This is a genomic window from Scleromatobacter humisilvae, assembly GCF_023231945.1.
In the GTDB taxonomy this organism is placed as follows: Bacteria; Pseudomonadota; Gammaproteobacteria; order Burkholderiales; family Burkholderiaceae_C; genus Scleromatobacter; species Scleromatobacter humisilvae.
In genome coordinates this window covers 145826-167158 of record NZ_JAJLJH010000011.1, presented here as the reverse complement: position 1 = coordinate 167158, position 21333 = coordinate 145826, and the positions used below count along the sequence as shown (strand labels likewise).

The following is a 21333-nucleotide window of genomic DNA, read 5'->3' as shown; positions in this document are numbered from 1 at the left end:
ATGGTGTCGAAGCAGGGCATCCACCCGATGCCCGCTTCGCGACGGATGGGCGCGTGGCTGCAGATCGACGGCTCGCTGAGCGCGCGCATCGCGTCGGTCAGCGGCAGGCTGACGGTGCGCGTGCTGCGGCAAGGCCCGGTGCGGCTGCAGCCCGCCGAGGCCGAGCGCATCGGCTGTCCCGCAGGCGCGACCGCGCACGGGCGCGAGGTGATCCTGCTGGCCGACGGCGTGCCGGTGGTCTATGCCCGCTCGGTGCTGCAGGCCGTGCATGCGCGCGGCACCTGGAAGGCGATCCGCGGGCTGGGCAATCGCGCGCTGGCCGACCTGCTGTTCGGATTGCCGGCGCCGCAGCGCTCCGGCTTCGAGTTCGCGCGCTTCGCACCCGGCTCGGGCATCGCCGCGACGGTGCACCGACGCTGGCGCGAGGCCACCGGCGCCGACTGGGGGCGGCGCGAGGTCTGGGCGCGCTGCTCGGTGTTCACGCGCCGCGGCGCGCCGCTGCTGGTCACCGAATGCTTCGCGCCGGCGATCGCCGCCTTCGACGCGCCGCAGCGCGCCCGCGCGGTGCCGTGGCGCGCGCCCGCGCGGCACGAAACCTCGGGTCAACCCTGAGGCCTGCGCGCGGGCGGCTCGTATTTCGATGCCGCGCCGATGCAGTTCGTCGCAAAGCCCGGGCGCCGCGTCGGCGTCAGGGGAACCATTGGCACGGTGAGGCGATCCACGTCGCTACACTCTTTCGCTGCTGTCCGCGCTGCCCCGCAGCCGGCCATGCGCCAGCCACTTCCGGGTGGCCGCCAGCCCGTCGCGCCGGCGCCCCACAAGGGTGCCTCCCAGCGTGCGGGCCGTCACCGCCAACAACATCCGAGGACGCGCCTTGAACCCATTCCGCCCCGCCACGCTCGTGGTTGCCCTGTCGCTGGCTTTCGCCAGCCAAGTCTCCATCGGCGCCGATTCGGCTGCCTCGGCCGCAGCGCCCGTCGCCGCGTCGCCGACCCCCGGCACCGAGCTCGGGCTCGACAAGTCAGGCATGGATCCGGCGGTGCGCCCGCAGGACGACCTGTTCCTCGCGATGAACGGCACCTGGGTCAAGAAGACAGACATCCCGGCCGACAAGCCGTCGTGGGGCACCTTCTACCAGCTGCGTGAGCTGTCCGACACCCGCGTCAAGGACATCATCGAGGAGCTGGCCACGCAGCCGCAGCCGGCCGGCACGATCAACGCCAAGCTCGGCGACTTCTACAAGAGCTACATGGACACCGCGGCCATCGACGCCGCGGGCGTCAAGCCGCTCGCGCCGTACCACGCGCAGCTGGCCGCCGTGAAGAACAAGAAGGATCTCGTGCTGCTGATGGGCAAGTGGGTGTCGTTCGCCGACATGCCGCTGAATCTCGGCGTCAGCCCCGACGCCAAGGATCCGACCATCTACTCGGCCGGCAGTTTCCAGGGCGGCCTGGGCCTGGGCGATCGCGACTACTACCTGAAGAAGGACGAGCGCTTCGCCAAGGCGCGCGCCGCCTACGTCACCTACCTGCGCACCTTGCTGGCGCTGGACGGCGACAAGAACGCCGTGATCGACGCCAACGCCGTGATGGCGCTCGAGATGAAGATGGCCAAGGTGCAGTGGTCGCAGGAAGCCAACCGCGACCCGGTCAAGACCTACAACCCGCTGACGCTCAAGGAACTCTCGGCCAAGGCGCCCAACATCGACTGGAAGGCCTACCTCGAGGCCGGCGACCTGCCCAGCCCGGCGTTCGTCTCGATCTCGCAGCCCGACTACACCTGGGCGCTGGCCAAGCTGGTCAAGGACGAGCCGCTGGACGTCTGGAAGGCCTACATGCGCGTGCGCATGCTCGACGGCGTCGCGCGCGAGCTGCCGGCCGGCTTCCGCGATGCCGCCTACCAGTTCCATGACGTCGCCATCACCGGCGTGACGCAGGACAAGCCGCGCTGGCAGCGCGGCGTGGCCACGCTCAACAACGCGATGGGCGAGGCGATCGGCCAGGTCTACGTGTCCAAGTACTTCCCGCCGGCCTACAAGGCGCGCATGGTGGAGCTGGTCGACAACCTGCTCAAGACCTACTCCACGTCGATCGACAACCTCACCTGGATGAGCGCGACGACCAAGGTCGAGGCGCATGCCAAGCTGGCCAAGTACGGCGTCAAGATCGGCTACCCGGACGTCTGGCGCGACTACGGCGCGCTGGAAGTGAAGGCGGGCGACCCGGTCGGCAACAGCGTGCGCGCCGCCGAGTTCGAGTACCACCGCCAGGCCGTGCGCAACGGCAAGGCGGTCGACCGCACCGAGTGGGGCATGACGCCGCAGACCGTCAACGCGTACTACGACCCGCAGAAGAACGAGATCGTGTTCCCGGCCGCCATCCTGCAGCCGCCGTTCTTCGACATGAAGGCCGACGACGCGGTCAACTACGGCGCGATCGGCGCGGTCATCGGTCACGAGATCAGCCACGGCTTCGACGACCAGGGCAGCCAGTTCGACGGCGACGGCAAGCTGCGCAACTGGTGGACGCCGGAGGACCGCAAGGCCTTCGAGGCGATCACGTCCAAGCTCGATGCGCAGTACTCGGCCTACGAGCCGCTGCCCAACGTGCACCTCAACGGCAAGCTGACGATGGGCGAGAACATCGCCGACCTGTCGGGCCTGCAGATCTCGTACAAGGCGTGGAAGATGTCTCTCGGCGGCAAGCCGGCGCCCGTCATCGACGGCCTGACGGGCGAGCAGCGCTTCTACTACGGCTTCTCGCAGGTCTGGCGCGCGAAGGTGCGCGAGGCGCGCACGCTGCAGCTGGTGGTGATCGACCCGCACTCGCCGGCGCGGTTCCGTGCCGACGGCGCGGCCATCAACAGCGACGGCTTCCACGACGCCTTCGGCACCAAGCCGGGCGACAAGATGTGGAAGGCTCCGGCGGATCGTCTCCGCCTCTGGTAAGCCGCTTCGCGGGCGGGCGCGCGAGCGTCCGTCCGCTGTCGACACAACGAATGGCGGGCCGCGTGGCCCGCCCACAACCTCGATCGAGGAGCCTGCCTTGAACGCCTTCCGTCCCGCGGCGATCGTCGTCGCCCTGTCGCTGGCCTTCGCGGCCGACCTGTCGGCCGCCGCCGATGCCGCGGCCTCCGCGGCGATGCCCGTCGACGCGGCGCCGGCCGCGATGTCCTCGGGGCTGGACAAGGCCGGCATGGACACCGGCGTGCGTCCGCAGGACAGCCTGTTCTTCGCGATGAACGGCACCTGGCTGAAGAACACGCCGATCCCCGCCGACAAGTCCGACTACGGCACGTTCACGCAGCTCGACGACCTGTCCAACGAGCGCGTCAAGGCCATCATCGAGGGCCTGGCCGCCAAGCCTCAGCCCATGGGCACCGTCGGCGCCAAGGTCGGCGACTTCTACACCAGCTACATGGACACGGCCGCCATCGACGCGGCCGGCCTGCGGCCGCTGTGGCCGTACCTGGCGCAGATCGACGCCGTCAGGACGCGCAAGGACCTGGTCACGCTGATGGGCGCCTGGGTGCCATTCGTCGACCTGCCGATGGGCCTGGGCGTCGGCCCCGACGCCAGGGATCCGACCGTCTATTCGGCCGGCGCCGCCCAGGGCGGCCTGGGCCTGGGCGATCGCGACTACTACCTGAAGAAGGACGAGCGCTTCGCCAAGGCGCGCAAGGCCTACGTCGACTACATTCGCACGCTGCTGGCCGCGCAGGGCAGCAAGAACGCGACGATCCAGGCCGCCGCGGTCATGAACCTCGAGACCAGGCTGGCGCGCGTGCAATGGACGAAGGAGGCCAACCGCGATCCGGTCAAGACCTACAACCCGATGACGACCGCGCAGCTCGCCGCCAAGGCGCCCGACGTCGACTGGAAGGCCTGGCTCGCCGCCGGCGAACTGAGCGATCCGCCCTTCGTCTCGGTCGCGCAGCCGAGCTATTTCTGGGCGCTGGACAAGCTGATCAAGTCCGAGCCGCTGGATGTCTGGAAGGCCTACCTGCGCGTGCACCTGATCGACGCGGTGTCGCTGGAGCTGCCGGCCAACGTGCGCGACGCGCGCTTCCAGTTCCACGGCGTCGCGATGACCGGCGTCAAGACGGACCGCGCCCGCTGGGAGCGCGCGGTCGGCACGCTCAACGACTCGATGGGCGAGGCGATCGGCCAGGTCTATGTCTCCGAGTACTTCCCGCCCGCGTACAAGGCGCGCATGGTCGAACTCGTCGACAACCTGATGAAGGCCTACGCGCAGTCGATCGACGGCCTGACGTGGATGAGCCCGGCCACCAAGGTCGAGGCGCACGCCAAGCTCGCCAAGTACGGCATCAAGATCGGCTACCCCGACCACTGGCGCGACTACACGGCGCTCGACGTCAAGGCCGGCGACGCGCTGGGCAACACCGTGCGCGCCGCGACGTTCGAGTACCACCGCCAGGTTGTCCGCAACACCAAGCCGGTGGATCGCACCGAGTGGGGCATGACGCCGCAGACCGTCAACGCGTACTATGACGGCACCAAGAACGAGATCGTGTTCCCGGCCGCCATCCTGCAGCCGCCGTTCTTCGACATGAAGGCCGACGACGCGACCAACTACGGCGCGATCGGCGCGGTGATCGGCCACGAGATCAGCCACGGCTTCGACGACGAGGGCAGCCAGTACGACGGCGACGGCAAGCTGCGCAACTGGTGGACGCCGGAGGACCGCAAGGCCTTCGAGGCGATCACCGGCAAGCTCGACGCGCAATACTCCGCGTACGAGCCGCTGCCCGGCGTGCATGTCAAGGGCAAGCTGACGATGGGCGAGAACATCGCCGACCTGTCGGGCCTGCAGATCGCCTACAAGGCCTGGAAGATCTCCCTGAACGGCAAGCCCGCGCCCGTCATCGACGGCCTCACCGGCGAGCAGCGCTTCTACTACGGCTTCTCGCAGGCGTGGCGCGAGAAGCTGCGCGACGAGGCGATGCTGCACCAGGTCACGTCCGACCCGCACTCGCCCCCGCAGTTCCGCGCGGACGGCGCCTCGATCAACAGCGACGGCTTCCACGAGGCGTTCGACACCAAGCCGGGCGACAAGATGTGGAAGGCGCCTGCCGACCGCATCCGCCTCTGGTGAACGCGGCGAGGACCATCCCCTTGCACATTGCATGACCATCGAAGGGCCGCGCCGACCGCGCGGCCCTTCTCCATTTCCAGCACCCCTGTTGAAACTCGAGGCCCTTCGATGACCGCTCCGAACTTCCGCCGTGCCGCGCTCGCGGCCGCCGCCTTGCTGGCCGTTGCGTCCGTGCACGCGCAGACGGCGACCACGACCACCACGACGGTCGAGACCACCACCACCACGTCCACCGCCACGAAGACGATGGGCTCGGGCATCGACAGGTCCGGCATGGACACGTCCGTGCGCCCGCAGGACGACCTGTTCCTCGCGATGAACGGCACCTGGGTCAAGAACACGCAGATCCCGGCCGACAAGTCGCGCTGGGGGACGTTCGACGCACTGCGCGACCGCACCGACCACGAAGTGCGCGACCTGGTCGAAGGCCTGCAGGCCACGCACCCGGCGGCTGGCAGCGACGCGCAGAAGATCAACGATTTCTTCCGCAGCTACGTCGACGAGGCCGCGATCGACAAGGCCGGCCTGGCGCCGATCGAGGCGTCGCTGAAGGACGTCGACAGCATCAGGGACACCGGCATGCTGGTGGGCCTGATGGGCCACTGGCAGGGCGTGGTGCGCACGCCGCTGGGCGTCGATGCGAACCCCGACGTCGACGATCCCGGCGTCTACATCGCCAGCTTCCGCCAGGGCGGCCTCGGGCTGCCCGACCGCGACTACTACCTGAAGGCCGACGAGCGCTTCGCCAAGGCGCGCGCGGCCTACACGGACTACCTCGCCAGGCTGTTCACGCTGTCCGGCGACGCCGACGGCCCCGCGCATGCCGCACGGGTGGTGGCCCTCGAGACGAAGATCGCCGCCGCCCAGTGGCCGCGCGACAGGACGCGCGACCAGAAGCTGGCCCACAACCCCAAGACGCCCGCCGAGCTCGATGCGCTGGCGCCCGGCTTCGACTTCCCGACGTTCGAGGCGCAGGCGCAGCTGCCGCCCGGCAAGATCATCGTCGTGCGCCAGCCGGACTACGTGACGGCGCTGGCCGGCCTGCTGAAGTCCGAGCCGCTGGACACGTGGAAGCTGTACATGAAGTCGCGCCGCCTCGACAGCGCCGCCACCGTGCTGCCCGCCGGCTTCCGCGACGCGAGCTACCAGTTCCACCAGGTCACGATCGCCGGCGTGAAGGAGCGCCAGCCGCGCTGGCAGGACGCCGTCCAGCAGATGAACGGCGGGCTCGGCGTGACCGGCCCGCTCGGCGAGGCGGTCGGCCAGCTCTACGTGGCCAGGTACTTCCCGCCCGCGTATCGCGCACGCATGCAGGCGCTGGTGGCCAACCTGATGAAGGCGTACTCGACGTCGATCGACGGCCTCACGTGGATGTCGCCGGCGACGAAGAAGGAGGCGCACCTGAAGCTGTCGAAGTACAACGTCAAGATCGGCTACCCCGACGTCTGGCGCGACTACGGGGCGCTTGTCATGAAGCCCGGCGATGCGCTCGGCAACGCCGATCGCGCCGCGGCCTTCGAGTACCACCGCGAGATCGTGCGCATCGGCGGCAAGGTCGACCGCACCGAATGGGGCATGACGCCGCAGACCATCAACGCGTACTACAGCGGCAACAAGAACGAGATCGTGTTCCCGGCGGCCATCCTGCAGCCGCCGTTCTTCAACGTGGCCGCCGACGACGCGGTCAACTACGGCGCGATCGGCGCGGTGATCGGCCACGAGATCAGCCACGGCTTCGACGACCAGGGCAGCCAGCTCGATGGCGACGGGCGCCTGCGCAACTGGTGGACCGACGACGACCGCAAGGCCTTCGACGAGATCACCGGCCGCCTGGTGGCGCAGTACTCGGCCTACGAGCCCATCCCGGGCCAGCACCTGAACGGCAAGCTGACGCTGGGCGAGAACATCGCCGACCTCTCGGGCCTGCAGATCTCGTACAAGGCCTGGAAGCTCTCGCTGGACGGCAAGCCGTCGCCGGTGATCGACGGCTTCACCGGCGAGCAGCGCTTCATCTACGGCTTCGCCCAGGTGTGGCGCGGCAAGGTGCGCGACGAGCGCGAGCTGGAGCTGATCGCGACCGACCCGCACTCGGCGGCGCAGTTCCGCGCGGACGGCACCACGATCAACGCCGATGCCTATCACGACGCGTTCCACACCAAGCCGGGCGACAAGATGTGGAAGGCGCCGGAGGATCGGCTGCGCCTGTGGTGAGTACGATGCGGGGATGAGCGATGCCGCACCCCCCTCGTTGCCCGAGCTTCCCGCCAGCGCGCGCGTCCGCGCGCGCGAGCTGATCCAGCGCAGCGGCCGCGTGCTGCTGGGGCTGGTCGGGCCGCCGGGCGCCGGCAAGTCGACGCTCGCGGCGGCGCTGCAGGCCGAGTTCGCGAGCGTCGCGCAGGTGGTGCCGATGGACGGCTTCCACCTGGCCAACGTCGAACTCGAGCGCCTCGGGCGGCGCGGCCGCAAGGGCGCGCCCGACACCTTCGATTCGGCCGGCTACGTCGCGCTGCTGCGCCGGCTGCTCGTCCAGCCCGACGACGAGATCGTCTACGCCCCCGAGTTCCGGCGCGAGATCGAGGAGCCGATCGCCAACGCGATCCCCATCCATGCGCGCACGCAGCTGGTCATCACCGAAGGCAACTACCTGCTGCTCGAAGAGGGGCCGTGGGCGCAGGTGAAGGAACTGCTGGACGAGATCTGGTACGTCGACATCCCGGACGAGGTGCGCGTGCATCGACTGACGAAGCGCCACGAGCAATTCGGTCGAACTGCTGAAGATGCCGCGGCGTGGGTCGCGAACACCGACGAGCCGAACGCGCGGCTGATCGAGGCCTCGCGGGCGCGGGCGTCGTTCGTGTTTCGGTGGGATGACGCGTAAGTCTGGAGGCGCCAACCTGCGCATCGACGGGACAAAGGGAGAGGGCGCCGTGAAGAACTTCAAAGGCCTCGTGCGACGCCTGGCGGTCTGTGCGATCGCGCTGCAACTTGCAAGTGCCGGTTGCGCGGACAAGCCGGCGGCCGCACGGACCTCCTCGGCGGCGGATGCGGGGCACGCCAGGACGGAGACGAAATCATGCCGTCCGCAATATCCCGCAGCGGCGCTGCGGGCGAGGGCGGAGGGTGACACCGTCGTGCGCATCACGGTGGAGCCCGATGGCGCTGTATCACGCACGGAGATCCTGCACAGCGCCGGATCGACCGCCGAGCATCAACTGCTCGACCAGGCGGCCGCCTCGGCGCTCGCCAATTGTCCCTTCATGCCGGCACGCGACAAGACCGGCAAGCCGGTCGGCGCGACGGTCGACGTGACCTACCGCTGGCTGATCGATGAGCCGCGCGCCGCGTCGGTTTCGGCTACGCCACGCTGATCGGAATCACCCGCCCACGCTCGTTCGCGCCCGGCTTGCTCGCCGCATCGCCGCCGCGGCCGTGCCACTTGTCCAGCAGCACGCGCCACTGCGCGCGTCCCGTCGCGAGGTTGCCCAGCTTCACGTGGCCGTAGCCGCGGATGCGTTCGGGCACGCGGGCGATCTGCTGCGCCAGCGCGTGCCTGTCGGCGTCGAGCATCGGCAGGATCTCGGCCCGCAGCATCTGCTCGTAGTCGTCGGCGAGCTGGCGTTCGAGCCTGCGTTCCTCGGTGTGGCCGAACGGATCCGCCCACGTGCCGCGCAGGCCCTTGAACTTCGCGAGCATGCGCAGCGCGGGCATCAGCCACGGGCCGATGCGAATCTTCTTCGGGCGGCCGTTCGGGCCCTGGCGCGCGAGCAGCGGCGGGGCCATGTGGAATTCCAGCTTGCCCACCGAATCGAACTGCTCCGCGAGCGACTTCGCGAACGAGCCGTCGGTGTAGAGACGCGCAACCTCGTATTCGTCCTTGATCGCGAGCAGCCGCGAGAACTGCTGCGCGACGATCGTCGTCAGCGGCGCGCCGGCCGTGCCGAGCGCCTGTTCGCGCGCATGCACCGCCTCGACCAGCGAGCGGAAGCGGGCCGCCAGCGCGGCGTCCTGGTAGGCCGTGAGGAACTCGACGCGGCGCTCGATCAGGCCGCCGGGGCCGAACAGCGACAGCGCGGCCGAGGCGTCCACCGGCGGCTGGTCGGCGCCCATGATGCGCTTGAACGCTGTCGGGTCGGTGACGGCCAGGCGGCCGATCGCGAACGCGGTCTTGTTGTTGTCGACGGCCACGTTGTTCAGCTCGATCGCGCGCATCAGCGCCGAGTGCGAGACGGGCACGAGACCGCGCTGCCAGCACGCGCCCAGCATGATGATGTTGGACGGCATCGTGTCGCCCATCAGCTCCTGCGCGAGGGCCTGCGCGTCGACCAGCTGCACGCGGTCGGCGCCGGCGGCGTGGCGCAGCTTGTCGATCAGCGCGGGCGCGTGCATCGTCGCGTCGGGGTTGCGCACGAAGGCGGCCGTGGCGATCTCGTGGGTGTTGGCGAGGATCGCGGTGCGGCCGTTCTTGACGGTGGCGAGCGCATCGTCGGACGCGCCGACGACCATGTCGCAGGCCAGCAGCACGTCGGCCTGCTGCGTGTCGATGCGCACCTGGTTCAGCTGGTCGGCGGTCGGCGCGACGCGCACGAACGACAGCACCGCGCCGCCCTTCTGCGCGAAGCCCATGAAGTCCAGCACCGAGGCCTGCTTGCCCTCGAGATGCGCGGCCATCGTGATCAGCGCGCCGACGGTGACGACGCCCGTGCCGCCGACGCCCGTCACCAGCATGTCGAACGGGCCCGTCCAGTTCCACGCCTGCGGGCGGCCGATCTTCTCGATCTCGGCCGCGAGGCGCGTCGCGTCGAAGCCCGAGCCGACGCGCTTCTTCAGCGTCGCGCCCGTCACCGTGACGAAGCTGGGGCAGAAGCCGTTGAGGCAGGAGTAGTCCTTGTTGCAGGAGCTCTGCTCGATGTGGCGCTTGCGGCCCCAGTCGGTCTCGACCGGAATGACGCTGAGGCAGTTCGACGCCTGGCCGCAGTCGCCGCAGCCCTCGCACACGGCCTCGTTGATGAAGACGCGCTGCGGCGGATCCGGATACTCCTTCTTCTTGCGGCGGCGGCGTTTCTCGGCGGCGCAGGTCTGGTCGTAGATCAGGATCGTGACGCCTTCGATCTCGCGCAGCTCGCGCTGCACGGCGTCGAGTTCCTCGCGGGGATGGAAGGTCGTGCCCTGCGGGAACAGGTTGGCGTGCTCGCGGTGCGGGGCGATGTTGTCCGAGACGATCACCACGCGCTTCGCGCCCTCGGCCTCGACCTGGCGCGCGATCTCGGGCACCGACAGCGAGCCGTCGACCGGCTGGCCGCCGGTCATCGCGACCGCGTCGTTGTAGAGGATCTTGTACGTGATCGTCGCCTTCGCGGCGATCGCCTGGCGGATCGCCAGATACCCCGAGTGGTAGTACGTGCCGTCGCCGAGGTTCTGGAAGACGTGCTTCTCCTTCGTGAAGCGCGAGTGCGCGGCCCAGTCGACGCCCTCTGCGCCCATCTGGATCAGGCCGCTGGTCTCGCGCTCCATCCAGCTCGCCATGAAGTGGCAGCCGATGCCCGCGAGCGCGCGCGAGCCCTCGGGCACCTTGGTCGACGTGTTGTGCGGGCAGCCCGAGCAGAAGTAGGGCTGGCGCTTCGTGGCGTCGGCCTCGTTGTGCAGCAGGCAGGGCATCGTGAAGTCCGTGACCAGGTGCGTGCGATCGAGCGCCGGATTCAGTCGCGCGAGCCAGCCGGCGACCACTTCCATGATGCGCGACGGCCGCAGCTCGCCCAGCGACGACAGCAGCGGCATGCCGTCCGGCGTCGTCTTGCCGGCGATGCGCGGGCGCTGCAGGTCGGGCAGGCCGTACAGCAATTCCTTCAGCTGGCGCTCGACCACCGGCGCCTTTTCCTCGATGACGAGGATCTCTTCGAGACCCTGCGCGAACTCCGCCATGCGCGTCGTCTCGAGCGGGAACACGAGGCCCACCTTGTAGATGCGCACGCCGGCCGCGGCCAGCGCGTTCGGGTCGAGCTCGAGGCGGCGCAGCACCTCGAGGAAGTCGTAGTGCGCCTTGCCGACCGTCACGATGCCAAGCGTCGCATTCGGGCTCGCGACGATGTGCTTGTCGACCGAGTTGACCTTGGCGAACGCGCGCACCGCGGCGAGCTTCTCGGCCAGGCGCGATTCCAGCACCAGCGAAGGCAGGTCGACCGCGCGCACGTGCAGGTCCTGCGTGGGCGTGAAGTCCACCGGCTGCTGGAAGTCCAGCGGGATCGCGTCGAGGTCGACCGTCATGCCCGACTCGACGACCTCGGAGATCGCCTTGAAGCCGACCCACGCGCCCGAGAAGCGCGACAGCGCCCAGCCATAGAGGCCGAACTCGAGGTACTCGGCGACGTTGGCCGGGTGCAGCACCGGCATGTTCCACGCCTGCATCGCGAGGTCGCTCTGGTGCGGCATCGACGACGACACGCAGCCGTGGTCGTCGCCCGCCACCACCAGCACGCCGCCCTTCGGGCTCGAGCCGTAGACGTTGCCGTGCTTGAGAGCGTCGCCGGAGCGGTCGACGCCGGGGCCCTTGCCGTACCACATCGCCGTCACGCCCTCGACGGTGCGCTTGGGGTCGAGCGCGACGCGCTGCGTGCCGAGACAGGCCGTCGCGGCCAGGTCCTCGTTGATGGCCGGCAGGAACTCGACCTGATGCTCGGTCAGGAACTTCTTGGCCTTCCACAGCTGCTGGTCGACCATGCCCAGCGGGCTGCCGCGGTAGCCGGAGACGAAGGCCGCGGTGTTCAGCCCGGCCGCCTGGTCGCGCCGGCGTTGCATCAGCAGCAGCCGCACCAGCGCCTGGGTGCCCGTGAGGAACACGGCGCCGGAGTCGGCGGCCAGGTTGTCCGTCAGCGCGTACTGGCGCAGCGGCGCGGTGTCCTGATCGGGCGTCGTGGTGATGTCGGAGGACGGCAAGGTCATGGCTTTCAGGCTCGCGGCGGCTGGATCGACGATGCTAGTCCCGGCGGCCCGCAGCAATCTTGCGCATTGGCCGGCGTTTGGCGAGATATCGAGATGATCGTTTCGCAAGGTGGCGATTCTTGAAATGAATGTCGCGCCGTGCGGCCATTCCGAGGGAAAATGCGGCGATGACCCTGACTGTCACCATCGACCGCGTCGCCCGCCGCATCGCCGCCGCCCTGCAGCGCGACGGCCGCCAGAGCGCGCAGCAGCTCGCCGACAACGTCGGGCTGTCGGCCACGCCCGTGTGGCGCCGCGTCAAGGAGCTCGAGGCCAGCGGCGTGATCCGCGGCTACGTCGCGCTGCTCGATCGCGAGAAGCTCGGGCTGTCGATCTGCGTGCTCGCGCATGTCACGCTGGTGCGCCACAGCGAGGGGGCGGTCGAGCAGTTCGAGGCGATGGCCAAGTCCAGCCCCGAGATCATGGAATGCCACTCGACGACGGGCGAGGGCGACTACCTGATCAAGGTCGTCGCGCCCGACATGAAGGCCTACGACCGCTTCCTGCAGGACAAGGTGTTCAAGACGCCGGGGGTCGCGAACGTGCGCAGCAGCGTGGTGTTGCGCGAGGTCAAGTACGAGACGGCCTTGCCCGTGGACTGACCCCCGCGAATCGCGCCGAAACCGCAAGATTCGCGCGCGCCGTTTGCTCCGTTCGGCGCTACCCTGATCGAAACGAATACGGAGGTCATCGTCATGCCCGAAACCACTGAACCCGACGCGCCGCGAGCGCTGAGCCTTGCCCGCGTGCTGGGCGTGCAGGCGCACGCCAACCGCCTCGCCAACCGCCGGCTGCAGGCCGCGCTGGCCAACCTGTCGACGTCCGAGCTGCATTCGAAGCGCATCAGCTTCTTCCCGAGCCTGATCGGCACGCTCAACCACCTGCTGGCCGTCGACCGCTACTACATTGCCGCGCTGCACGGCGAGCCCGACATGGAGGCGCAGTACCGCCGCTTCGCGCCGCACGACGAGCTCGCGCCGTACGTGTCCGCGCAGGACGCCAGCGACCAGAAGCTGATCGCGTTCTGCGACAAGCTCGACGACGCCGGCGTCAATGCCGAGGTGGCGATGGACCGCGGCGAGGGCAAGGTCCAGCGCGACCTCGCCGGCTACGTGCTCGCGCACCTGTTCATGCACCAGACGCACCACCGCGGCCAGGTGCACGCGATGCTGTCGGGCACGCACGTGAAGCCGCCGCAGCTCGACGAATTCATCATGCCCAGCGATGCCTCGTACCGCGTACAGGACATGTCGGCGCTGGGTTGGTCGGAGCGCGAGGTGTTCGGTTGAGCGATGCCGTCGAATTGCCCGAGCTGGCGCTCGATCTGTGGCGTTTCGCCGCGCGCGAACGCACGACGGTGCGGGTGGCGCCGGACGGCTGCCGCGACCTGATCGTCGTCGTGCCGCGTGTGGGCGCGCCCGTCAGCTTCGTCAGCGCGCTGGCCGGCACCACCGAGACGCCGGGGTTCGCCGCGGGCGATCGCGCCGTCGGCGTGCGGCTGCGGCCGGGCGCGCAGGTCGACGAAGGCGCGCTCGTGGCGCTGCTGCGCGGCGGCGAGCGCAGCGACGATGGCGATCTGTCGTCCGCGATCGGCGCCGTCGTCACGCTCGACGCGCGGGTGCGCGAGGCGCTGGACTGCCTGCGCGAGGCGCCGGCGCTGGCCACCGCGCATCGCCGGCTGGGTGTCTCGGAGCGCAGCCTCGAGCGGCTGCTGTCGCAACGCACGCAGCGCGGGCCGCTGTTCTGGCGCAACCTCGCGCGGGCGCGCCGCTGCGCACGGGCGCTGGCGGGCGCGGCGCCGCTCGCGCACCTGGCGGCGGAGCACGGCTATGCCGACCAGGCGCACATGACGCGGGACCTGCGGCGCTGGTTCGGCGCCGCGCCGACGCGCCTGCGCGAGATGCCCGACTTCCTCGCGACCCTGGCCGCGCCGGCCTATGCATGAGGCCTATCCGTGCTTCACGGGCGTGCAGATCTCGACCAGGAACCCGTTGCAGTCGCCCACGTAGGCGATCGTCTGGCCCCACGGCATGTCCGTCGGCGGCTGCACGGGCCTGGCGCCGGCGTCGACGGCGCGCCTGACCGCGGCGGCCACGTCGTCCGTGACCAGCGCGATCTCGCTGGTCGGCTTGTCGAGATGCGGCGACTGCGGCGTCTTGCCGATCTGGGTCAACAGCGCATGCGACACGAAAGCCAGCGCGGTGGCGCCGGTCTCCAGCTCGCCGTAGGAGCCGCTCTCGTGCGTGTAGCGCGTGGCCAGGCCGAAGGCCTCGCCGTAGAAGGCCAGCGTGGCCGGGACGTCTTCGACGTAGAGGATGGTGTAGCCGAACTGCATGGGAACTCCTGGATTCGATCGCGGCCACGATAGGTCATTCGGACGGCAGCCGTCTTGAAGATTTCCGACAGGGACCGGCGGCCAGGGTCGGCGCAATTGACGTTTACGTAAACGTCAATCGATAATCCTCCGCTAACGTGTCAGGCCACGCGCGCGGCGGCCTGGGAACGCGCCTCAACGAGACAAGCCTCAAGAACGACACATGTCCACCCTCGCTACCCAACTGAACGCCCGCTCGGAAGACTTCAAGGCCAACGCCGCGGCGATGCGCCTGCTGGTGGACGACCTCAACGCGAAGCTCGCGAAGATCGCGCTGGGCGGCGGCGAGGATGCGCGCAAGAAGCACCTGTCGCGCGGCAAGCTGCTGCCGCGCGACCGCGTCGAGCGCCTGCTCGACCCGGGCACGCCGTTCCTGGAGATCGCGCCGCTGGCCGCGCTGGGCATGTACCCGGAAAAGGGCGGCCAGGACGCCGCGCCGGGCGCCGGCATGATCGCGGGCATCGGCCGCGTGGCGGGCGTCGAGTGCCTGATCGTGTGCAACGACGCCACCGTCAAGGGCGGCACCTACTACCCGCTGACGGTCAAGAAGCACCTGCGCGCGCAGGAGATCGCGCAGCAGAACCGCCTGCCGTGCATCTACCTGGTCGACTCGGGCGGCGCCAACCTGCCCAACCAGGACGAGGTCTTCCCCGACCGCGACCACTTCGGCCGCATCTTCTTCAACCAGGCCAACCTCAGCGCGCAGGGCATCCCGCAGTTGGCGGTGGTGATGGGCTCGTGCACCGCCGGCGGCGCCTACGTGCCGGCGATGAGCGACCAGACCATCATCGTCAAGAACCAGGGCACCATCTTCCTGGGCGGCCCGCCGCTGGTGAAGGCCGCCACCGGCGAAGTGGTCAGCGCGGAAGACCTGGGCGGCGGCGACGTGCACACGCGCCTGTCCGGCGTGGCCGACCATCTCGCCGAGAACGACATGCACGCGCTGGCGCTGGCGCGCGGCATCGTGGGCACGCTCAACTGGCGCAAGGACGCGGGCGTCGCGCTGCGCGAGCCGGTGGCGCCCAAGCTGCCGGAGTCGGAGCTGCACGGCATCATCCCGCTGGACGCCGAAGGCAAGCCCGCGCGCAAGCCGTTCGACGTGCGCGAGGTGATCGCCCGCATCGTCGACGGCTCCGAGTTCGAGGAGTTCAAGGCCCGCTACGGCGCGACGCTGGTGTGCGGCTTCGCGTGGATCGAGGGCATGCCCGTGGGCATCGTCGCCAACAACGGCATCCTGTTCGCCGAGAGCGCCGACAAGGGCGCGCACTTCATCGAGCTGTGCTGCCAGCGCAAGGTGCCGCTGGTGTTCCTGCAGAACATCACCGGCTTCATGGTGGGCCGCAAGTACGAGAACGAGGGCATCGCGCGCGCCGGCGCCAAGATGGTGACGGCCGTGGCGTGCGCCAATGTGCCCAAGTTCACCGTGATCATCGGCGGCTCGTTCGGCGCCGGCAACTACGGCATGTGCGGCCGCGCGTACAGCCCGCGCTTCCTGTGGATGTGGCCCAACGCGCGCATCAGCGTGATGGGCGGCGAGCAGGCCGCCAGCGTGCTGGCCACCGTGCGTCGCGATGGCATCGAGGCCAAGGGCGGCCAGTGGTCGGCCGACGAGGAAGAGAGCTTCAAGGCGCCGATCCGCGACCAGTACGAGGCGCAGGGCCACCCGTACTTCGCCAGCGCGCGGCTGTGGGACGACGGCGTGATCGACCCGGCCGACACGCGCCGCGTGCTCGCGCTGGGCCTGTCGGCCAGCCTCAACGCGCCGATCCCGGACATGAAGTTCGGCGTGTTCCGCATGTGATGTCCCTGCCGGGCGAGCCATCGGGCCGCCTGTTCTCCAACTTCCCGCATCGTTCGATGAACCAGCCTGCTTCCCTCGTCCGCGCGACGCTCGTCGGCCTGTCCGCCCTTGTCCTGGCATCGTTCGCGCAGGCGCGCAACGAAACCTTCATGCAGCCCGTCGCCGCCGCGCTGCACAAGAGCTATTCACGCGAGGTCGTCGGCGACCTGCCGATTCTCTGGGGCGTGGCGACCGCGCCGCAGGCCGGCGCGCCCGAGTTGATCGGGACGCCCTTCATCGTGGAGGGCAGCGGCTCGGCCACCGGCGACGATCCGCGCAAGCACGAGACGCTCAGCGACGAGGCGGTCTGCAACCATGCGTTCAAGAGCGCGCTGGCCAAGCTCGTGGACGCCGCGCGCGATGCGCACGCGGGCGCGGTCGTGGGCGTCGTGTCCGCCTACAAGGGGAGCACCGCGATCGACGACGGCAAGACCTTCGAATGCCATGCGGGGGTCGCCTGGTCCCACGTCTTCCTGCGGGCGCAGCTCGTGAAGTCGCTGGAGGGGACGGCCCGATGATCAAGGCGATCTCCTTCTTAGCGCTGGCGCTCGTGGCGGCGACGGCCTCGGCGCGCGACACCGTGCTGCACCTGCCGATCGCCGCCGCGCTGTCCGACCCGGCCACGCAGCGCATCGTCGGCGCGCTGCCGTTGCGCTTCGGCGCGGCGTCGGCGACGGACGCCGAACTCGTCGCACGCGACGTCCAGATCGACGGCAGCGCGGAGCCCTTGCGCGAGAACGCCAATCAACGCGACAGCCAGCCGCCCAGCGACGAGTCGGTCTGCCAGAAGGCCTTCGCGGACGCGATGGCGCGACTGGTCGCCGCGGCGCAACGCAGCAACGCGGCGGCGGCCGTGGGCATCGTGTGGGACTACAGGGCCCAGGTGCGCGACGACGCGGCCACCTACGAATGCCACGCCGGCAGCTTCCGCTCGTACGTCGCGCTGCGGGCGCAGCTCGCGCGAGCGCTGCCGCAGGCGTTGCCGGTGCCGGTGCCCGCGAAGTCGGGCTATGCCGAACTCACGAACCTCGATGCGGTGCCGTCCACCGCCGCCGGCAAGGACCGCTACGCGCACTTCCTGACGCTGCCCAAGCCGCGCGCGTTCGCCTTCCTCGAGGACGGCAGCTGGCGTTTCTGGGCCGACGATCCCGAAGCCGCGACCAAGGTCTTCGCCGAGTGCGCGCGCCTGGGCAAGCGCTGCTGGCTGTATGCGGTCGACGACAACGTGGTCTGGAACGCCGACGAGAGCCGGCGCATCGCCAGCGTGGCGCAGCTGCGCGGCATGGCGGCGGCGGTGTCGCCCAAGGATGAGCATCAATGAGCGCCGGCGTGCCCGACGGTGCCGGCAGGAGGTTTGCCCTGTCGGGCTGTCCGGCTGCCGTCGTGGCCGAATCTGCAGAAAGGCAAGGTCCATGAACACCGCTCAACGCCAACCGTCTCACCGCCGCACCGCCGTCGCGGCCGCCTTCGCCGCCGCCGCGCTCGCCGCATTGCCGCCGTCCGCCCAGGCGCGCAATGTCCGCCTGATGGAGTCGGTGCCCGACACGGTGCGCATCACGCGCGTGCACGACATCCTCGGCAACCTCGAGATGCGCTTCGGTGGCGACAGCGGCCGCGGCGCCACCGTGGTGCGCCGCGACGTCGTCGTCAAGGGCGTGGGAACGACCAAGCTGGACGACGTCGGCGAGGACGACCGCGTGCGCCCGCGCGACCACGAGCTGTGCGCCCGCGCGTTCGAGGACGCGGTCACGCAGCTCGCGTTCGCCGCGCGCGGCGTGCGCGCGACGGCCATCGTCGGCGTGATCTCCAACTACGAAGGCTCGGTGTTCGACGACCCGGATCACTTCGAGTGCCATGTCGGCGCGCTCAAGGCTGCGGTCACGTTGCGTGCGCAGCTCGCGACCATGCCGACCCCGCCCAGTGCCGTGCCCGTGATCTCGCCGCCGCCCGCCCCGATTCCGATCGCGCCGGCGCCCGACTATGCGCCGCCGCCGCCCGCGCCCACGTTCCAACCCCTGCCGCCGGCGCCCGCGCCGGCGCCCAACTGACGTCGCCGCGCGCGCCGTCCTGAAGCCGATGACCGACACCCTGCTGATCTCGCGCGACGGCCCCGTCGCGCGCGTGTTCCTCAACCGCCCCGACGTGCGCAACGCGTTCAACGACGGCGTCATCGCGGAACTCACCGCCGCCTTCACAGGCTTCGCGGCGGACGACACGCTGCGCGCGGTCGTGCTCGGCGGCCACGGCAAGGCGTTCTGCGCCGGCGCGGACCTGTCGTGGATGCGCGCGATGGCCGACTACACGTGGGAGCAGAACCGCGCCGACGCGCAGGGCCTGGCGGACATGCTCTTCGCGATCTGGTCCTGCCCGGTGCCGGTCATCGGACGCATCCACGGCGACTGCTACGCCGGCGGCGTGGGCCTGGCCGCGGTGTGCGACATCCTGGTCGCCGTCGAAGGCACCAACTTCTGCCTCAGCGAGGCCAAGCTGGGGCTGCTGCCCGCGACGATCGGGCCGTACGTCGTCAAGGCGCTCGGCGAGCAGGCCTCGCGCCGCTACTTCACGACGGCCGAACGCTTCGACGCCGCCCGCGCGCATGCGCTGGGCTTCGTGCACGAGGTCGTGGCCGCCGATGCGCTGGACGCCAAGGTCGACGAGCTTGTCGCCGGGCTCGTGGCCAACGGCCCGGCGGCCGTGCGCGCGTGCAAGAAGCTGGTGCAGGACGTGGCCGGCCGCGCGATCGACGACACGCTGCGTGCCGATACGGCCAGGCGTATCGCCGACATCCGCGCCAGCGCCGAAGGCAAGGAGGGCGTGCAGGCCTTCCTGAACAAGCGCGACCCGTCCTGGCGCTGAGCGTCCGAAGAATTCGAAGCTGGAGACCCCATGTTCACCAAGATCCTGATCGCCAACCGCGGCGACGACGAGCGCGAAGCGCTTGGCGCGGCGAAGCCAAATCGCGTCGTGCGCGAAGCGCACCCAGGCGATTTCACCGCGGAGAACAAGCATGTTTGAAAAGATCCTGATCGCCAACCGCGGTGAAATCGCCTGCCGCGTCGCGGCTACCGCGAAGCGCCTCGGCGTCAAGAGCGTCGCCGTCTATTCCGACGCCGACGCCAACGCGCGCCACGTGTCGGCCTGCGACGAGGCCGTGCGCATCGGCGAGGCCGCGCCGCGCGACAGCTACCTGCGCTGGGAACGCATCATCGAGGCCGCCAAGGCCACCGGCGCCCAGGCGATCCATCCGGGCTACGGCTTCCTCAGCGAGAACGAGGACTTCGCGCACGCCTGCGCCGACGCGGGTATCGCGTTCATCGGCCCGCCACCGTCGGCGATCCGCGCGATGGGGCTGAAGGCGGAGTCCAAGCAGCTGATGGAAAAGGCCGGCGTGCGGCTGGTGCCTGGCTATCACGGGAGCGACCAGGATCCCGCGTTGCTCAAGCGCGAGGCCGACCGCATCGGCTATCCGGTGCTGATCAAGGCGAGCGCGGGCGGCGGCGGAAAGGGCATGCGCATCGTCAACGCGGGCGACGAGTTCGACGCGGCGTTGGCGTCGTGCAAGCGCGAGGCGATCAACAGCTTCGGCGACGACGCGGTGCTGATCGAGCGCTACGTGCAACGCCCGCGCCACATCGAGATCCAGGTCTTCTTCGACACGCACGGCAACGGCGTCTACCTGTTCGAGCGCGACTGCTCGGTGCAGCGCCGCCACCAGAAGGTGCTGGAGGAAGCGCCGGCCCCGGGCATGACGGAGGAACGCCGCCGCGAGATGGGCGAGGCCGCCGTGGCCGCCGCGCGCGCGGTCAACTACGTCGGCGCCGGCACCGTCGAATTCATCTGCGAGCAGGATGGCCGCTTCTACTTCATGGAGATGAACACGCGGCTGCAGGTGGAGCATCCGGTGACGGAGGCCATCAGCGGGCACGATCTCGTCGAGTGGCAGCTGCGCGTGGCCTCGGGCGAGCCGCTGCCGGCGACGCAGGCCGACCTGAAGATCCACGGCCACGCGATCGAGGCGCGCATCTGCGCCGAGAGCCCCGAGGCCAACTTCCTGCCCGCCACCGGCACGCTGTCGGTGCTGAAGTGGCCGGCGCACGTGGGCTTTCGCCGCAACGAGGACGGCGAGGGCTTCCACGATCCGGCGCCGGTGCGCGTCGATACCGGCGTCAACGAAGGCGACGCGATCACGCCGTACTACGACTCGATGATCGCCAAGCTGATCGTCTGGGGCGAGGATCGCGAACAGGCGCTGGCGCGGCTCGACGCCGCGCTGGCCGGCACGCACATCGCGGGCGTCGTCAACAACGTGAGCTTCCTGCGCCGCGTCGCGAAGACGCCGTCGTTCGCGGGCGCGAACCTCGACACGGCGCTGATCGAGCGCGAGCGCGAGAACCTGTTCGGCAAGACCGGCCTGCCGCTGGAAGTGGTCGCCGCGGGCGTGGCCGCGCGCGCGAAGGCGCTGCAGCAGCAGTCGGTGGGCAGCGATCCGTGGTCGCGCCGCGACGGCTGGCGCATGCACGGCACGTCGGTGCAGCGCTTCGACATCGAGTGGCAAGGCGAGTCGCTGGAGGTTCTGCTGACCTCGCAGCATGGCGGCGGCGCGCTGCTGAAGGCCGGCGACGTCGAGCTCGCGTTCGAATCGCGCGCGCTGGGCGGCGATCGCTACGACGTGACCCTCGGCACCCAGGCCGACACGCGCCGTCTCGCGCTGACCGTCTACCAGGTCGGCGAGCAGGTGTCGGTGTTCTCGCAGGCGGGCAGCGCGCAGGCCACGGTGGTCGACACGCTCGCGCACGCGGGCGAAGGCCACAAGGAAGCCGGCCGGCTCACGGCGCCGATGCCCGGCAAGGTCATCGCCTATCTCGTCAAGCGCGGCGACGCCATCAAGACCGGACAGCCGCTGGCGGTACTCGAAGCGATGAAAATGGAGCACACGATCGCCGCGCCACGCGACGGCACCGTGGCCGAACTGCTGTTCGCGCCGGGTGACCAGGTCAGCGAAGGCGGCGAACTGCTCACGTTGGAGTGAA

18 protein-coding genes are annotated in these 21333 nt (G+C 69.9%); 16 read left to right on the top strand and 2 right to left on the bottom strand.

Annotation, left to right across the window (positions count from 1 at the left end; genetic code table 11):
• The 6 genes from LPC04_RS25350 to LPC04_RS25325 all read left to right on the top strand — a co-directional run bounded on the left by LPC04_RS25350 (position 1) and on the right by LPC04_RS25325 (position 8482).
• Entirely contained in the window at positions 1-612 is a 612-nt protein-coding gene (locus LPC04_RS25350) for a chorismate--pyruvate lyase family protein (RefSeq protein WP_275685101.1), read from the top strand.
• Between the two features lie 262 nt (positions 613-874).
• On the top strand, positions 875-2947 hold the full coding sequence (locus LPC04_RS25345) for a M13 family metallopeptidase (protein ID WP_275685100.1): 2073 nt from the start codon (positions 875-877) through the stop codon (positions 2945-2947).
• Between the two features lie 97 nt (positions 2948-3044).
• Positions 3045-5114: a M13 family metallopeptidase gene (locus LPC04_RS25340; RefSeq protein WP_338055481.1), complete on the top strand. Its 2070-nt coding sequence runs from the start codon at positions 3045-3047 to the stop codon at positions 5112-5114.
• 108 nt (positions 5115-5222) lie between these two features.
• Positions 5223-7325, top strand: coding sequence for a M13 family metallopeptidase (locus LPC04_RS25335; protein ID WP_275685099.1), 2103 nt, complete (start codon positions 5223-5225; stop codon positions 7323-7325).
• Between the two features lie 13 nt (positions 7326-7338).
• Positions 7339-7992: a nucleoside/nucleotide kinase family protein gene (locus tag LPC04_RS25330; protein WP_275685098.1), complete on the top strand. Its 654-nt coding sequence runs from the start codon at positions 7339-7341 to the stop codon at positions 7990-7992.
• Between the two features lie 49 nt (positions 7993-8041).
• Complete coding sequence (locus LPC04_RS25325) at positions 8042-8482, top strand: energy transducer TonB (protein ID WP_275685097.1); 441 nt, start codon at positions 8042-8044, stop codon at positions 8480-8482.
• On the opposite strand, the gene LPC04_RS25320 is transcribed toward LPC04_RS25325, so the two are convergent.
• A complete protein-coding gene (locus LPC04_RS25320) occupies positions 8469-12050 on the bottom strand; it encodes an indolepyruvate ferredoxin oxidoreductase family protein (protein WP_275685096.1) in 3582 nt (1193 codons plus the stop codon). The genes LPC04_RS25325 and LPC04_RS25320 overlap by 14 nt on opposite strands.
• Positions 12051-12217: 167 nt before the next feature.
• Between LPC04_RS25320 and LPC04_RS25315 the strand changes: the two genes are divergently transcribed.
• From LPC04_RS25315 to LPC04_RS25305, 3 genes are all read left to right on the top strand, one after another.
• Positions 12218-12691 carry an Lrp/AsnC family transcriptional regulator gene (locus tag LPC04_RS25315; RefSeq protein WP_275685095.1) on the top strand — a complete coding sequence of 158 codons (474 nt, stop codon included), beginning with the start codon at positions 12218-12220 and terminating at the stop codon, positions 12689-12691.
• Positions 12692-12784: 93 nt separating this feature from the next.
• Positions 12785-13378 (top strand): DinB family protein, encoded by a 594-nt coding sequence (locus tag LPC04_RS25310; protein ID WP_275685094.1) that lies wholly within the window; start codon positions 12785-12787, stop codon positions 13376-13378.
• Entirely contained in the window at positions 13375-14034 is a 660-nt protein-coding gene (locus LPC04_RS25305) for a helix-turn-helix domain-containing protein (RefSeq protein ID WP_275685093.1), read from the top strand. Before LPC04_RS25310 ends, LPC04_RS25305 begins: the two co-directional genes overlap by 4 nt.
• Before the next feature lie 3 nt (positions 14035-14037).
• Here LPC04_RS25305 and LPC04_RS25300 read toward each other — a convergent pair whose 3' ends face one another.
• On the bottom strand, positions 14038-14424 hold the full coding sequence (locus LPC04_RS25300; RefSeq protein WP_275685092.1) for a VOC family protein: 387 nt from the start codon (positions 14422-14424) through the stop codon (positions 14038-14040).
• 202 nt (positions 14425-14626) lie between these two features.
• On the opposite strand from LPC04_RS25300, the gene LPC04_RS25295 reads away from it, so the two are divergent.
• The 7 genes from LPC04_RS25295 (at position 14627) to LPC04_RS25265 (ending at position 21332) form a co-directional block, all read left to right on the top strand.
• Positions 14627-16264 (top strand): carboxyl transferase domain-containing protein, encoded by a 1638-nt coding sequence (locus tag LPC04_RS25295; protein WP_275685091.1) that lies wholly within the window; start codon positions 14627-14629, stop codon positions 16262-16264.
• 56 nt (positions 16265-16320) lie between these two features.
• Positions 16321-16821, top strand: a complete 501-nt coding sequence (locus LPC04_RS25290; protein WP_275685090.1) for a hypothetical protein — start codon at positions 16321-16323, stop codon at positions 16819-16821.
• On the top strand, positions 16818-17624 hold the full coding sequence (locus tag LPC04_RS25285; protein ID WP_275685089.1) for a hypothetical protein: 807 nt from the start codon (positions 16818-16820) through the stop codon (positions 17622-17624). Before LPC04_RS25290 ends, LPC04_RS25285 begins: the two co-directional genes overlap by 4 nt.
• Positions 17625-17715: 91 nt before the next feature.
• On the top strand, positions 17716-18351 hold the full coding sequence (locus LPC04_RS25280) for a hypothetical protein (protein ID WP_275685088.1): 636 nt from the start codon (positions 17716-17718) through the stop codon (positions 18349-18351).
• Between the two features lie 28 nt (positions 18352-18379).
• Complete coding sequence (locus LPC04_RS25275; protein ID WP_275685087.1) at positions 18380-19159, top strand: enoyl-CoA hydratase/isomerase family protein; 780 nt, start codon at positions 18380-18382, stop codon at positions 19157-19159.
• 30 nt (positions 19160-19189) lie between these two features.
• Entirely contained in the window at positions 19190-19318 is a 129-nt protein-coding gene (locus LPC04_RS25270; protein ID WP_275685086.1) for a hypothetical protein, read from the top strand.
• Positions 19311-21332, top strand: coding sequence for an acetyl-CoA carboxylase biotin carboxylase subunit (locus LPC04_RS25265; RefSeq protein WP_275685085.1), 2022 nt, complete (start codon positions 19311-19313; stop codon positions 21330-21332). The genes LPC04_RS25270 and LPC04_RS25265 overlap by 8 nt, the downstream gene beginning before the upstream one ends.
• The last annotated feature ends 1 nt before the right edge of the window (position 21333 follow it).

What these genes read in the sequence shown, in the direction of transcription:
- LPC04_RS25275 (WP_275685087.1), top strand. Translation starts at nt 18,380, where the DNA reads ATGACCGACACCCTGCTGATCTCGCGCGACGGCCCCGTCGCGCGCGTG.
- LPC04_RS25280 (WP_275685088.1), top strand. Translation starts at nt 17,716, where the DNA reads ATGAACACCGCTCAACGCCAACCGTCTCACCGCCGCACCGCCGTCGCG.
- LPC04_RS25290 (WP_275685090.1), top strand. Translation starts at nt 16,321, where the DNA reads ATGAACCAGCCTGCTTCCCTCGTCCGCGCGACGCTCGTCGGCCTGTCC.
- LPC04_RS25295 (WP_275685091.1), top strand. Translation starts at nt 14,627, where the DNA reads ATGTCCACCCTCGCTACCCAACTGAACGCCCGCTCGGAAGACTTCAAG.
- LPC04_RS25310 (WP_275685094.1), top strand. Translation starts at nt 12,785, where the DNA reads ATGCCCGAAACCACTGAACCCGACGCGCCGCGAGCGCTGAGCCTTGCC.
- LPC04_RS25315 (WP_275685095.1), top strand. Translation starts at nt 12,218, where the DNA reads ATGACCCTGACTGTCACCATCGACCGCGTCGCCCGCCGCATCGCCGCC.
- LPC04_RS25300 (WP_275685092.1), bottom strand. Translation starts at nt 14,424, where the DNA reads ATGCAGTTCGGCTACACCATCCTCTACGTCGAAGACGTCCCGGCCACG.
- LPC04_RS25320 (WP_275685096.1), bottom strand. Translation starts at nt 12,050, where the DNA reads ATGACCTTGCCGTCCTCCGACATCACCACGACGCCCGATCAGGACACC.
- LPC04_RS25285 (WP_275685089.1), top strand. Translation starts at nt 16,818, where the DNA reads ATGATCAAGGCGATCTCCTTCTTAGCGCTGGCGCTCGTGGCGGCGACG.
- LPC04_RS25350 (WP_275685101.1), top strand. Translation starts at nt 1, where the DNA reads ATGGTGTCGAAGCAGGGCATCCACCCGATGCCCGCTTCGCGACGGATG.
- LPC04_RS25265 (WP_275685085.1), top strand. Translation starts at nt 19,311, where the DNA reads ATGTTTGAAAAGATCCTGATCGCCAACCGCGGTGAAATCGCCTGCCGC.
- LPC04_RS25270 (WP_275685086.1), top strand. Translation starts at nt 19,190, where the DNA reads ATGTTCACCAAGATCCTGATCGCCAACCGCGGCGACGACGAGCGCGAA.
- LPC04_RS25330 (WP_275685098.1), top strand. Translation starts at nt 7,339, where the DNA reads ATGAGCGATGCCGCACCCCCCTCGTTGCCCGAGCTTCCCGCCAGCGCG.
- LPC04_RS25335 (WP_275685099.1), top strand. Translation starts at nt 5,223, where the DNA reads ATGACCGCTCCGAACTTCCGCCGTGCCGCGCTCGCGGCCGCCGCCTTG.